This is a genomic window from Paenibacillus sp. EB106-04-04-XG159 (assembly GCF_058791835.1).
Genome location: NZ_JBYTDY010000003.1, coordinates 125,120 through 139,537 on the forward strand (window position 1 = coordinate 125,120; position 14,418 = coordinate 139,537).

Genomic DNA, 14,418 nt, shown 5'->3' on the forward strand with positions numbered 1-14,418 from the left:
GATTGGAGGCGGGAGGAATGGCGGAGATTGCGGGGATGGCAGACTCGCGGACACACGATCCCTTATTTGCTGACATTACCGCTTATTCGACGAGCTAACGGACCGTGGAGCCGTTATTTGCTCCAAATCAACCGAAAATGACTCCATCCGAAGCAAATAACGGATTCTGTGTCCGCCAAACTCCAAATTTGCTCGGTAATCCTCAAATAGCGGATTCTCTGTCCACTTCAACCGAGTAAGCTACCTCGCTGCTGCCTCTACTCGCGCAGCATATAAAAGAGCCCTTTCCCTGCATCCATTCTGCTGTTGAGATTCAGCCATACGCATGGGAAAAGGCTCTTCAATTACAACAAGCTATCGTTGAATCTTATACCCTTCGGAATTAAACGTGTCCTCAACCTCGGTAACAGCCGCAATAAGTGCATCACCTGGAATCGTATGTTTGATCGCCGCTGCTGCAGCACCGTACTCCACCGCGTAAGCGAACTCTTTTCCCGTAAGGTATGCATATAACACACCCGCAGCGTACGCATCGCCAGTTCCGACTCGATCGATTATATCGAGATCGTATGCCTTGGAACCATACAGCACCTGTCCATTGAACAGCACACCCTGATAACGATTCCGCGACGACGAGATCATCTCGCGAATGCTGCAAGCCATTAACTGAAGCTGTGGATATCGAGCCATTAATTTACGATATAGATGCTCGATATAGGCAGCCTCCTCGCCTTTCACAAGCTCGAAGTCAGGCTCTATACCCAATAGATTCGTCATATCGAGATGCCCTGCAAACAGCACATCCACCGAATCCATTATTTCGATTATGCCTGCCCGCGCTTCTTCAAGCGTCCACAGCTTGCTTCGATAATTAACGTCGAAGCTCACGGGAATGCCCTTGCGCTTAGCCGCCGCAATGAACGCTTTCGCGATCTTACTCGCATGCTCGCTAATTCCGAGCGTTATGCCCGACACATGAAACAAGGAGGCTCCTTCTAGAGCGCGTTCGATATCAAACTCCTCAACCCGCACCAGCGCAACTGCCGAATTCGCGCGGTCATAGATCACTTTGCTCGGTCGAATCGAATACCCTTGCTCTAGATAATAGATTCCTATTCTTCCTTTGCCTTGAACGACAGAAGAAGTATCTATTCCCGCAGATCGCAGAGCCTGAATCGCACTATCTCCAAGGGTATCCGCAGGGACCTTCGTAACATAAGAAGTTGGGAGCCCCCAGCGACTCAGCGCGGTCGCAACATTGGCTTCGCTTCCGCCGAAGTGTACGTCGTAAGACTGACTTCCCGGGAATCGCTGATAAGCTGGCGGCGAGAGACGAAGCATCAGTTCCCCGAAGGTTACGATGCGATTCATGCGATCCCCGCCTTAAGCTTGCTCCTCGCTTCGTTCACTTTCGCGACAAATTGCTCGGCTGTCGCTCGAATCTGTTCTGGGCTGCCCTTCGTCAATTGGCTGCCTGCACCAACCGCTGTGACGCCATTGCGTATCCATTCGCCGATATTGTTCAAGTCGACGCCGCCAGTCGGCATGATTTGCGCGTGAGGAAGCGGCCCTTTGATGTCCTTCACGAAGGAAGGGGAGTATGCGCTGCCTGGGAACAGCTTGATCACATCACAGCCGGCCTTCATCGCGCGAACGATATCCGCAATCGTTATGCAGCCCGCCATATAAGGAATCCGGTACAGATTGCACATCTCCGCAACCTCCTGATCGAAATAAGGAGACACGACGAATTTCGCGCCTGCCAAGATCGCGATTCGCGCCGTCACCGCATCCAGAACCGTGCCTGCGCCAACGATCAAGCTTGGCTCCTCCATGTTTAACTCGCGGATGACCTCCGTTGCGCCAGGAATCGTATACGTGACTTCAATAAGCGGAATTCCCCCTTTCGCACATGCGATTGAGATCTGCTTCGCTTCCTCCACCGTATTCGCTCTCACGATCGCAACTACTCCGATCTGTTCAACCAGCTGCAGCACTTCGTATTTGTTCAACACTATTCCTCCTCTATTTATGCAATAGGGGCAGTGCTCTCATGTTAGGGTTCAGCCCCACGGTGTTCGTAAACGATCGTTTATACTTCACATTATCTACTTAGCGATTGCGTTCCCGTTCAAGTGAATCCCATATCCCCCACAAATACATGATGCCGAGCGCGCGATCATACAATCCGTAGCCTGGACGGCATTTCTCATTCCACAGATGTCTCCCATGATCCGGACGAACATAACCGTTAAATCCGTTCTCGTGATAAGCCTTCACAACATCGGTTATATCGACTGAGCCGTCGCATGCGCGGTGCGATGTTTCTATGAAATCCCCATTCTCATAGACGCGCACGTTGCGAATATGCGCGAATGGAATGCGGCTTGCATATGTTCTAATGATATCAGCCACATCATTATCCGGATTAGCGCCCAGAGAGCCTGTACACATCGTCAAGCAGTTGGACGGGCTGTCCACGAGATTCAACATGCGCTGAATATTGGCTTTACCCGTAATGATTCTTGGCAATCCGAATATCGGCCACGGCGGATCATCCGGATGGATCGCCATCTTGATGTCATGAACCTCTGCCACAGGAATGACCTGTTCCAAGAAGTATTGCAAGTTGTCCCACAGATCCTCAAGGGAAACATGCTTATACTTATCAAACATCGCGGTCAAATGCCGCAAGCGCTCGGGCTCCCAGCCTGGCATCGTAAATGCTAAATTGTCCGCCACTTTACGCACCAGATCCATCGGATCCATATCGTCAACGATCGCTTTTTCGAAAAATAGTGCCGTTGAGCCGTCCTCCATCTCCTTGAACAGCTCCGTGCGCGTCCAGTCGAACACGGGCATGAAGTTATAGCATATGACTTTAACTCCGGCTTGGCCCAGCTTCTCAATCGTGCGTTTGTAGTTCTCGATATATCGATCTCGTGTCGGCAAGCCTAGCTTAATGTCCTCATGCACATTTACACTTTCGACGACATCCATGTGGAAGCCATGCTTCTCGATGTTAGCCTTCTCCGCCATAATGCGCTCGAGCGGCCACTCTTCTCCGGCAGGCATATCGTGCAGCGACCACACGATCCCTTCTACGCCTGGAATCTGCCTGATCTGATCAAGAGTTACGGAATCATTGCCTTCGCCATACCAGCGAAACGTCATTCTCATCGCGCGCGCCTCCTCATATATAACACGTATACAATCAGAAGAATCTATGAGTTCTACTTCTTTACATACCTCCAGAAATTGTTGGATAACAGATCTTGAACATCCCGCTCAATCTCATGCTCCTCTAATTTCCAGCCTGTCCGCATGATATCCTCGTACTTGGAGGTCAACACGTTAGCAATCATTTCGCGTGAATGACTCCATTTATACAGCAACTGCTCCAATACCCGACTGTCCGAATGCTGAGGAATAACGCTCGTGCCAAGCAGCTCCAAGCGCATCGCGGTCATTTCCTGTATCATGGACGGCACATTCAAGAACCACCAGCAGCCGAATACCATCAGATTGCGGAACTTGCGAGCCAGCACTGCCAGTTCATGCTGATTCTCACGTGCCAGCATCGTGACCAGGAATCGGTTGTGCGGAAAACGGCGGCATAGTCGTTCAACCGTCTCAATATCAGAACGTCCAAGCATATCCCCGGCTAGTCGAAGCTCCGGATTCACATTCCGCTTGACGCCGATCATAAGCGCCATCGGGATATCAACCGCCGAGCACGCAGGCATGATGCAGCGATCGATCAGCAGCGATCTCGTATCGTCAACAGGGTAAGCGAAGTCGCTCGGCAGTGAAACGGCCATATATAGCGCGTCCATTCGCCGCGCCCAATCGGTTAAGAAGCGGACAATCTCAGCGAGCGCATCAGTATCGTCAGCTGTAATCCGCTCCTTCACAACGTATCCCCATGCTTGCAGCTTCTTGTAGCTGTTAGGCCAGTCGTTCAGCAGCGGATCGATACGCAGTGCGCGATGGAAACGGGCATCCTTTACCAGATCGCCGTCCGTATCAGCCAACCACAGCTCTCGCTCCGCATCATCGAATGGATCGTTGGTCATCACGACGTCCTTGACATTAGCCTTCTCAAGTACGAAGCGAACAACGTCTTCCGTCGATTGATGATCGTACCACTGGCGGTATGCTGCCAAGTCCCTCGTCCCCGTGTCGAGACCGAGCTTCTGCAGCGATGTCAACACGCCGCGGCAAGCCTCACTGTAGGGTGAATGATCGATGAACAGCGTCTGCCATATGTGATCGGCTTGCTCTCGTGCAGATAATGCCCAGTACTCCTCATAGGATAGCGAGGAATGGCGCATCACTTCCGAGGTCAAATAATGGTATGTTAGCTGCTCATCCATACCATATAGCAGTAGATTGTTGAATGATGGCGCATACAAATGCGTATGCATGTCTGTAACTGCTGTCTGTTTCACGGTTCTGAACACAAATGGTTTCAGATCGGATGCATTGGATATGACCATATCAATATGAACCTCCACCAGTGCGTATTTTGTAATGTTAACGCGTGCATTTTTCTTAATGAATATATATGTAAATAAGCCTTCTATCACTTAGTCATAAATGTATACCATATTACACACGTTAACAATGTATAAAAAATATTACTTCCTATCTTAACTGTTATTCTGCAAGTTCTCACAATATGCGAATATCTCTGATCGCGTCATGCGAATTGCATTTGACAACCTATTTTTGTGGTTTACTAGTGAATTCCAATCCCTTTTGCTAGAAGGATGTGATACAATGGCACAATGCGAGGCGTACTGAAAGGAGGACCTAATATGCTAGCTATAGTCTACGATCTGGAGATGACCGTCACTCGCAAGAAAGGGCAAATCTCTGAAATTATTGAGATCGGAGCCGTAAAGGTAACGGAAGAAGAAGGCCGACCGGTTATTATAGATCGATTTCAAGCGTTTGTGAAACCGTCCCTGACCCCAAAATTATCGCGCGATACAACCGCATTTACAGGCATAACCCAACAAGATGTGAATCAGGCGGACGGCCTGCAGGACGTACTGGATCAGTTCATCGCGTGGATCGATACGGATGAATATGCGCTGTGCTCCTGGGGTTTGGACGACAAGATCCAATTTGTTAAAGAATGCCGGATGAAGAAGATCCCGCTGCACTGGCTGCGCAACTGCAATAATCTGCAGAAGCCCATCTCTACACTGATGGGACGCACAGGCAATCAACAGATTGGCCTCAAGCCAGCCCTGGAAGCTCTGAACATCGAATTTGTCGGTTCTCAGCATAGAGCCATCGATGACGCGTACAATACTGGGCTTGTATATTTACACTTTGCCGATCGAATTGAATTGCAGCGCAATGAAACATCCGATCATGCCGAGTATGAATCCAATCTCATCTATCAAGACACGTCTGATGAAGATACAGACAAGAACAACCCCTTTGCATCGCTCGCGATGCTTCGCTTCAATAACCCGGGCAACAGCATGGACCGGTAGTTCATAATAATAAGTTATCATTCTTATCGTATGATGAACTGCCGGCCCCTTGGGGTCGCCCTTGCTTTATTTAAGACTCAACTCTTCCCACTCTACCCCGTTTGGCATCACTTCGCGCACTTTATCACGCACATGTTTATCCATTTGCATTTCCTTTCCGAGTATCGCCACGACCCCATGATCTTCACGCGAACGAATTAATCGTCCGATTCCTTGTCGCAGTCGAAGCAGCATGTAAGGCATATCAACTTCTTCATAAGGTGAAGCGGAGGCTCGACGTTTGGCCGTATACACGGGATCATGCGGCGGGAACGGCATGGACCAGACGATTACATTGGATAGAGACGGTCCTGGAATATCCAATCCTTCCCACAAGGTAACGGCACATAATATGCTATGCTCATCCTGCTGAAAGGCGGATATGATATGACTTATTTCTCGATCGCCTTCATACCAGAACTTTAGATCTCGGACATCCGGATGGTCTGTGATGAGCTGCTTGAATACCGCCATCTCCTCATGGCTTGGAAACAGGATCAGCGCTCTGCCTTCCGTTTGCTTAAGAAGCTTGATGGTGAGCTTGAGCTTGCTCTCAATTGACCCATCGCTTGCTGCCGGAGGAATGAAGAGCTTCATCTGCTCGGCATATTCATAAGGCGATTCTACGGAAAATGACAAATAGTTCTCGATCCCCAAGCTGTCTGCTACATAATCAAATGAACCGTCAAGCGACAACGTAGCGGAAGAGAATATGATCGGCTTCTGCTGCGAGAACACGCGCTCCTTCAGCACTTCCTTGACGAGTCTTGGCATAATGACCAGCGTCAGACCGGATGAATCTTCTGTAAGCCATGAAATCAAGCCTTCGGATTGGCCGAATAAGCTCAGCGCGAGTCCCATCATCTCCAGGTGCTCCTCGACGATTCGCAATTGATAGCTGTCGATTGAATACAGTCCGCTCTCAAATACGAGCTCTTCCTCAATCGCAGCAATCATCTCGCGGAATCGGTTCATATCCGAGAGCAAAGCTTCATCGTAAAGAATTTCTTTGCGGTCAGAGCCCGCAATATGCTGACTTTGACGGCTAAGCCGCTCGAATAGGCTGTCGCTGTGCATGATCGCTTCGTCTACTGCAACGGCAAGCTCTTCCCGCACTTCACCTTGGAGTAATCGAGAAACAATTTCCTCAAATGCCGAGTGTTTAAGCTTGTACGTCAATGCTTTCTGTGCAGCCGCTTCCAGCAGATGGCCCTCGTCAAAGATGACTGAGCTATGCTCTGGCAAGAGCGGAAGCTGTCCTTCACGCTTGCGGCCCTCATAAGTCCACACATGCTCCATATAGAAATCATGCGAGCATATAATGAGATCCGTTGACTTGCGGTAATGTTCCCGCGATAACGTCTGCCCGCAGCGATGGCGCTTATCACACACGAGACAATCCTGGAATGGATCCCAGCCGATTCGCTTCCACTGCTCATCATTCAGATCCGGATATTCCTTGCGATCCCCATACGGATAGAAGGATTGCATCGTGCCTGGCGAGTAGACGAAGTCTGGAAGCTCCGCCTTGATTGCGAAATACCGCTCATCGTCTTCCCCTTGGCCGCTAATCTGATCCAGCTTATTCAGACATACATATTGATCAGGCGATTTTCCTAATCGCGCGTCGATCTGCAGATCCAAGTGACGCGCCAGCTTGGCGATATCACCTTCCGGCTTAACCAGCTGCTCGATTAGCGATTCGTCCGCACAGGCGATGATCGCCGGCTTCCGGCTCTGTCTGGCATAGCACGCGGCATACAAGAGATAGGCCAAGGTCTTGCCAGTACCGACACCTGCTTCTGCAAATATCGTACTTTTCTCCGCAAATGCCCGCTCCAACTGAAATGCCATAAAAATCTGCTCATCGCGTACTTCAAAGCCCGCTTCAGGCAATAAGTCATAGAATACATCTGCTATCCAGTCGCTCACCTGCTGATGAAAGGATTCGGACGGATTATATGCAAAAGGGTATCGTTCCACTACTATTCTAGCCTCCAATAAGACTGTACTTGATTACTACAATCGATTCTTACTTCATAAGCATGCTCCATATCAATGCATGTCCAAACCACTATTATTGCATACAATGATTTCAAAGTGCTACAAAAATATATTCCTAGTTCATGGAAATAAAAAAAGCAGACCACCTGAATAAGCTTCAGATGGCCTGCTATTGATATTACAACTCTAGACTGCGTTCATATCCTGCGGATCCGGTCCAACACGCTTGTCTTGGTTCAAGCTGCTAACTGCTTCCATATCTTCATTCGTCAATTCAAAGTTGAATACATCGAAGTTCTCGCGGATACGAGCAGGCGTAATCGACTTCGGAATCACGATATTGCCAATCTGCAGATGCCAGCGAATGATGACTTGCGCTGCAGTCTTATTGTACTTGCTCGCGATTGCAGCAATCTGCTCATCCTGCAGGATGTCTCCGCCTTGCATCAACGGACTCCATGCTTCCAGAACAATATCATGCTGCTTGCAGAATTCACGCAGCTCGCGCTGCATCAAGCGTGGATGGCATTCCACTTGGTTCACCGCAGGCTTAATGCTCGTTTCGTTCATCAAGCGCTCCAGATGGTGAATATGGAAGTTCGATACACCAATAGCGCGGACGCGGCCATCAGCATACAGTTGCTCCAATGCTTTATATGTATCAACATACAAGTCCCGCTCCGGTGTTGGCCAGTGTACGAGATAGAGATCAACATAATCCAGTCCAAGCTTGCTCGCGCTTACGTCAAATGCTTTAAGCGTTGCATCATAGCCTTGGTCAGCATTCCACACCTTCGTTGTCACAAAGATATCTTCACGAGCGATCCCTGATTGCTTCAATGCATTGCCTACGCCTTCTTCATTCTGATATACAGCAGCTGTATCAATATGGCGGTATCCCGTTTGCAATGCAGTCAGCACTGCATTCTCCACTTCTTGTCCTTCAGCCACACGCCATACTCCCAAGCCAAGCTGCGGCATACGTACGCCATTGTTCAATGTAATGATCATGATAAACCTCCTAATAAAGTAGGGTTACGTTCTATTCAATATAATATTATATGTTCTCAAATAAATCGAAGCAAATATGCGTTACATCAATACCGACTGCTTCTCACATGCGCGGAATTGTTCTTGATACTCGCTCGGAGTAACACCCACCGACTTCTTAAACGCTTTGCTGAACGAATGAATGGATTGATAATGCAGTATTTCCGCTATCTTGGTTACACTCAGTTGACCAGCCTCCAGCAGCTTCTTGGCTTGAAGCGTTCTTTTGCGTGCCCAATACGTCTGCAGTGTCTCTCCCATCTCTTCTCGAAATACATGCGACAGATGCGAGTAGCTGTACCCCAGTATCTCAGACATATGCTTGAGTTCCTTGATCTTCAAGTTGTGGTCATCCATATATCGAATCATTTGATAGATCAGTTCTTTCTTCGAATCTATAGATGGAGATATGTCCGTCACCTGTTGATCAGGCAATGATTGCTCCGCGCGACAGATACGGATGATGATCTGACGCAGCAAGCTTTCCGCCATAGCGGGCGCGAACAAGTCTTCATTCGCCAGCTCCTTCAACAATTCAACTAATTGATCGTATAGCGTTCCCGTATCTTTCCCTTGCAAGGGGCGCTCAACACTCGAATGCATGCTGTCCACAATTCCTATTTCGATCGGGTTCAACCATTTATCTTGTATGTAAAGTGTAAGGATTCGCATAGGAGAGAATGTGATGCTGTTCGTCAATCTCCACTTCGATGGAGCATCTACAAGAATATACTCCTGTTCATTCAAAACCCATTCCTCATCTCCAATGGACAGTACACCCGCTCCAGAAACCATGTAGATCAATAGATATTCACTTTTCCTCAATGGATGCCCTTCCATTTCATCAATTAAGCAAATATCCATCGCTTGATTAAGGATCGTATGACCTAGCTTGAGCGGGCGTTCCAAGTAGCTATATTCGAACACAACTTGTTTATTGCGAAGATCAGATATGAAAGCATCCATCCTATCCCTCCTTTGGTTTTTACTGTTATTTTGTTCGACGCATCCTAGCCCGAAAAGGTTTCTGTCTAACTGCTATTTCAAGCTGCATTTCGTACAAATGTCCTGTTTCGACAGCATCTTTTGTTCGTTTGCGTCGAATATTCAGTTAATTATCCTTATTCGATTTCTCGATAAATCGGTACTAAAGGCCCGCAACTTTAATAAACACAAAAAATCCGGAAAAGACATTCGTCTCTTCCGGATTGCTTGCTCATTACTTGAATACGTCTTCGAATAGGTTGTAGATCATCATCGCGCTCTCTGCTCGAGTTGCAGTAGCTTTCGGCTCAAATTTACCGTTTGGATTGCCTTGAACCCAGCCTTTGCTTGCCGCGATGCTCACTGCTTCTTGTGCCCAACTGCTTATCGCATTAGCGTCTTTAAACTTCTGCTTTAGATTAACTTCCTTACCATCTGACTTTGCATCGGCAGCTCTCACGAGCATCAAGATCATCTGCTCACGCGTAATCTGCGCGTTAGGCGCAAATGTGTCCGCTGACAAGCCTCTCGTTACATCAGCCGCATAAGCTGCTGCTACCGCTTCCGCATACCATGCGTTATCACTGACATCCTTGAACTTTGTCTTCACATTAGCAGGCGCCTTCAACTCGAATGCTCTCGCCACGATAGCCGCGAATTCTGCGCGTGTGATGAGGCCATTCGGGCGATACTGTGTATCGTTAACGCCATTGACAATGTGCTTAGCAGTTAAGGTGCGAATCGCCATCGAAGCCCAGTGGCTGGATGGGACATCTGTGAATGACTTATTAAATTCATTTATTGCATATTCACCATTGCTTTGAAGGTTTGCTGTCAGCATATTGCCGCTGCGCTTACCGCCAACAAATGCGTTTGCTTTGTCTTTAACGATTGAATAGATACCGAGGAATCGAGCATCTTTGCCTGTTGGAATCGGCATTAGCAGTTGGACTTGCTTCGAGTAGTCCTTATACGCATGTACTTTGCCGTTCTTCTCGATAACCGCCAGCTCGACCAGTACTGCTCCGTCCGTCGTAGGCTTCAACGTAATGGAGAAATAGTCGACCTTATCGGCCTTCAGCTCCAGTTTATCCAGCATATCTTTAAGCATGCTTGCAGGTATTCTTAAAGTTGCTTCATCTCTCACAACTTCCAGTATACCATCCGCTAACCACTCGATAGCACCAACAGGTACCAGCAACTCATGCTTGCCTTTCTCGAATGTAATGCTGGCTACACCATTCTTAAGCTGAAGCTGTTCTTTGGTTGCTTTCTGCTTGGCGCTATTGTCTACTGGAGGGAACCAGCCCCCACCGCCGCCAGTGTTTCCACCTTCAACGGTCAGTTCAAAAGTTGCTTTGGTATCTTCATATACAGCTTGAATTACTGTCTTGCCGTTGGCAGCGCCTGTTACCTTGAGTCCATCAATCTTGACGTTATACGATGGATTTGCTGTTAATGTAACGCCTTCCTTGATCTCTAACGTCTTCCGATCTTCGCCAATCCAATAATCGGCGTATACTGCCGCATAAACGGATTCTTGAACGGAGATCGTAGTCTTAGGAAGCGTAATTTTCAAGGATGCAATGAGGTCTTCCGTGCTGTTGCTGACCTTAACATTCAGCTTCGCCTGCTTCTCACCGTAAGTTACGGTAACAACAGTGTCGCCTTCTTTTACAGCCTTAACTTGGTTGCCGTTAATTTCAACGATGCTCTGCGGGGATGCTTCCAGTTTAACGAAGGAAGAGATGTCCTGCAGAACTGGGCCATATACAGCCTGCGTAACGACTGTGTGCTGTGCTCCTTCTTGAAGTCGCACATTTTCCTTATCCAGTTGGATGCCTTTAAAGGCATGAACCGTGACTGCTGGAACGTCAACTGCTTGACCTGAACCGAGTCCCTTTGCATAAGAAGAGACTTTATATTCATGTTTTCCGACAGCAGGCTCTTTAATGAGCAGGGATACTACCTCATCTCCCTTCCCTTCGTCTTCCGCAACAAGCACTCCATTCTCAGTTACTTCGATGATCGCATCCTGCTCGGCTTTAACTTCAAGCTTGAAGTTAGAACCAGCGGCAAGATCTGCTGCTTTAACAGGATACACGACTTCTGTAACTGGCAGCTCTGCTTGATCAACTTCAATGGATACAGTTACATCATCAATATAGAATAATGCCGTATCTTCAGCAGCGCTGGAGAAAAGTATTCTCATCGATTGCGCGCCAGCTGGCGCGGTAGTCGTAAGCTCGACAGCTTCCCAGTCATTTGAAGGACCGTCCACCACTGTGCTCAACGTCTGATCATTAACAGAGATGACATCTCCATTGTTATCAAGGTATTGAACTTCGAATGCTATCTTATTGCTATTCTGTGGCTGCTCTGCATTCGGTGTTGATGTAGGATTAAAAGCATAGAAGTTAGCACTAGTTACATATTCTCTCCCCGGCAGTACGTCGATCTTATCGGATTGCAGTGAAGCCTTAGCTGTAGTGCTTGTGTCTTTCAAATGTAAGCTCTTGCTGCCTGATTTAAATTTCTCGGATGATACCTTTAGCGATGATTGCTCATCTTCTTGACTTGTTACTTCCCAGCCAGGAATCTTATTCTCACTGTCCGTCTCCTCAAATCCGCTGTTGCTAACCTTCAAGAGCGATTTCACATTAGCTTGCTGCTCTTCGGCGAAGACAGGTTGCACGCCCCCGAGTCCCAGCACGTTCATGCTAATCATGGCTACGGCTAGTGTCGCAGACAATCTTCGTTTAAACAATGATGAACTCTCCTTTCAAGTACTAAATGTAGTTAGGCCGATTCTGCCTAGACATCAGCTCTCCCACTATTGTATTGGAACTTTTTTCATATGTATTTGTCCTTCGTAACAGTCGATGTTGTTCAAAGTAGCAGTGATTGTGTTCCCCAACCTCTGCACACAGCAAAACAAGCCGAACCATTCGGTTGCGGCTTGCAGCTGGGTAAGCAAACAGATTGTTAAGACTGTTCGCTGATTCGAGTTGGAGGATTGCCGGTAACACCAGGATATTGGTATACAAGCGGCTCATCAAACGTGACGTAGTCAAGATTGATCATCAGCAGCAATATACGTTGACCTGTTACAGGATCGCTAATAATGATATGATCGCGCCCAGCAGCTTCAATCACGCCTTTGAATATTTTGGCATTCCACTGCGAGTTGTTCTCATAGGTCATGTAGAAGGTACCTACTTTGCCTAAGTTCAGACGCAAAATATTTTCGACATATGACTGCTCAAAGCTAGGTCCTGGAACAACAGTGCCGCCTGGCATGATATAATCACCGCTGGTTGCTTGCGGAGGCATAGTTCCTGTTTGCATTTGAGGCTGCATCTGCATCTGCATCTGTGGATGCATTGGCATTGGCATTGGCATTGGCATATGTGGATTTGGCATATTTGGATTTGGCATATGATGATGCATTGGCATTGGCATCTGTGAACCCATCATTCCTTGCTGAACCATACCGCTTGGCTGTGAATACATTGGCATACTGCCACCTCCCGCTCTACCGCTGCAATTGCAATTTCTTAAATGTGCTCCCACGAATCCGCCGCCTGCTTGCTGCACCGGAAAATTGTAGGTCATGTAAGACATTGTTGCTCTCTCCTCTCAGCACTCTGCTGTCTCTTGTTTTTGGTTACACCTTATCAACACAATGCCGCATGTTAGGAAACATGCGATTAAAAACTATAAACTCGCGGGCAATCATCACCAGATGGCGCAAAGAAGCAGTGAGCTTTGAAACGTCCTGTATTTGCTTGATCGTACCAAGTTGGCGGACAGTCACCCACAGGTCGAAAAAACCATAATGCATTATTAGCAGGCCATGTGCGCTCGCCATTGATCGCTCTAGTCGCAAGGCGAATTTCCCGCTCTCTGGCACTTTGATAAAAATAGCTTTTCTGAACTGCTTCAAATCCTCCCGGACTCTGATAAACCATATCCGGAATGCTGCGTATGCCTATAAAGTCCAAACAATCGCCTAAGACTCGATTAACGCCTACATTGCCAACCATCAGCATCCCCATCTCGCCTTCGCCTTCAGCCTCAGCCCGCATCAGACGCGCCAACAATTTGGTGTCTTCCGAATTCGTTTTAATTACTGCCATGTCGCTCATTCCCCCCTTTCACACGATACCAGTATATGTGTATACGCCTATTTGGTTACAGCAACTTCATTCAGCATGGAGCAGCTAACGTTCAAGATTCCTTTGTTCATCAGGCAGGCAGCCCACAATGAATAAGGCGGATTGCTGGAATGTGACATCCATGCAATCCGCCTTTATTGGCAGTTCTTCGACTTTGTGTTATCCGTTATGCGTTTGAGCTGTAACGCTTTGTACTTGTCCAGAAGACTGGTATTGATTTGGAACAACATTTTGATGCGCGCCTTGGGTCTGTGCAGTTACACTTTGAACTTGCCCAGCTGGCTGGTAGTTCGAATAAGCTCCAAGCTGATAGCCGCCAAACGACTGAGTCGCTGCGTTCGAATAGTTATTTGCTGCTTCATTCGTATAGCTGTTGTTCGCTGCGCTTGTATAGCTGCCGCTAGCTGTGTTCGCGAGGCTGCTGTTAGCAGCGTTCATGTAGCCGCTGTTTGCTGCATTTGTATAGTTAGCTGCTACTGCATTCGTGTAGCCGCTGTTCGCTGCATTTGTATAGTTACCTGCTGCCGCATTCGTGTAGCCGCTGTTTGCTGCATTTGTATAGTTACCTGCTGCCGCATTCGTGTAGCCGCTGTTTGCTGCATTTGTATAGTTACCTGCTGCCGCATTCGTGTAACCGCTGTTTGCTGCATTTG

The 14,418-nt window shown here is 47.9% G+C and carries 12 protein-coding genes; 1 reads left to right on the forward strand and 11 read right to left on the reverse strand.

The window, feature by feature from the left end:
- Positions 1-354: 354 nt before the first annotated feature.
- The 4 genes from AC3WTP_RS04890 to AC3WTP_RS04905 form a co-directional block, all read right to left on the reverse strand.
- A complete protein-coding gene (locus AC3WTP_RS04890) occupies positions 355-1,371 on the reverse strand; it encodes a PfkB family carbohydrate kinase (RefSeq protein ID WP_492393464.1) in 1,017 nt (338 codons plus the stop codon).
- On the reverse strand, positions 1,368-2,012 hold the full coding sequence (locus AC3WTP_RS04895; RefSeq protein ID WP_492393465.1) for a bifunctional 2-keto-4-hydroxyglutarate aldolase/2-keto-3-deoxy-6-phosphogluconate aldolase: 645 nt from the start codon (positions 2,010-2,012) through the stop codon (positions 1,368-1,370). The genes AC3WTP_RS04890 and AC3WTP_RS04895 overlap by 4 nt, the downstream gene beginning before the upstream one ends.
- Positions 2,013-2,112: 100 nt before the next feature.
- A complete protein-coding gene (gene uxuA, locus AC3WTP_RS04900) occupies positions 2,113-3,180 on the reverse strand; it encodes a mannonate dehydratase (RefSeq protein ID WP_492393466.1) in 1,068 nt (355 codons plus the stop codon).
- Between the two features lie 53 nt (positions 3,181-3,233).
- Entirely contained in the window at positions 3,234-4,499 is a 1,266-nt protein-coding gene (locus tag AC3WTP_RS04905) for a glucuronate isomerase (protein WP_492393467.1), read from the reverse strand.
- Positions 4,500-4,820: 321 nt separating this feature from the next.
- On the opposite strand from AC3WTP_RS04905, the gene AC3WTP_RS04910 reads away from it, so the two are divergent.
- Entirely contained in the window at positions 4,821-5,510 is a 690-nt protein-coding gene (locus tag AC3WTP_RS04910; protein ID WP_492393468.1) for a 3'-5' exonuclease, read from the forward strand.
- Between the two features lie 66 nt (positions 5,511-5,576).
- On the opposite strand, the gene AC3WTP_RS04915 is transcribed toward AC3WTP_RS04910, so the two are convergent.
- The 7 genes from AC3WTP_RS04915 to AC3WTP_RS04945 form a co-directional block, all read right to left on the reverse strand.
- Positions 5,577-7,532, reverse strand: a complete 1,956-nt coding sequence (locus tag AC3WTP_RS04915) for an ATP-dependent DNA helicase (protein ID WP_492393469.1) — start codon at positions 7,530-7,532, stop codon at positions 5,577-5,579.
- Between the two features lie 207 nt (positions 7,533-7,739).
- Complete coding sequence (locus tag AC3WTP_RS04920; protein WP_492393470.1) at positions 7,740-8,564, reverse strand: aldo/keto reductase; 825 nt, start codon at positions 8,562-8,564, stop codon at positions 7,740-7,742.
- An 81-nt stretch (positions 8,565-8,645) separates the two neighbouring features.
- Positions 8,646-9,569, reverse strand: coding sequence for an AraC family transcriptional regulator (locus tag AC3WTP_RS04925; RefSeq protein WP_492393471.1), 924 nt, complete (start codon positions 9,567-9,569; stop codon positions 8,646-8,648).
- 253 nt (positions 9,570-9,822) lie between these two features.
- Entirely contained in the window at positions 9,823-12,354 is a 2,532-nt protein-coding gene (locus AC3WTP_RS04930; protein WP_492393472.1) for an S-layer homology domain-containing protein, read from the reverse strand.
- A gap of 218 nt (positions 12,355-12,572) precedes the next feature.
- Complete coding sequence (gene gerQ, locus AC3WTP_RS04935; RefSeq protein WP_492393662.1) at positions 12,573-13,049, reverse strand: spore coat protein GerQ; 477 nt, start codon at positions 13,047-13,049, stop codon at positions 12,573-12,575.
- 248 nt (positions 13,050-13,297) lie between these two features.
- A complete protein-coding gene (locus AC3WTP_RS04940) occupies positions 13,298-13,726 on the reverse strand; it encodes a cell wall hydrolase (protein ID WP_492393473.1) in 429 nt (142 codons plus the stop codon).
- Positions 13,727-13,924: 198 nt separating this feature from the next.
- On the reverse strand, positions 13,925-14,418 hold a 494-nt coding region (locus AC3WTP_RS04945; protein ID WP_492393474.1), incomplete at its 5' end, for a hypothetical protein.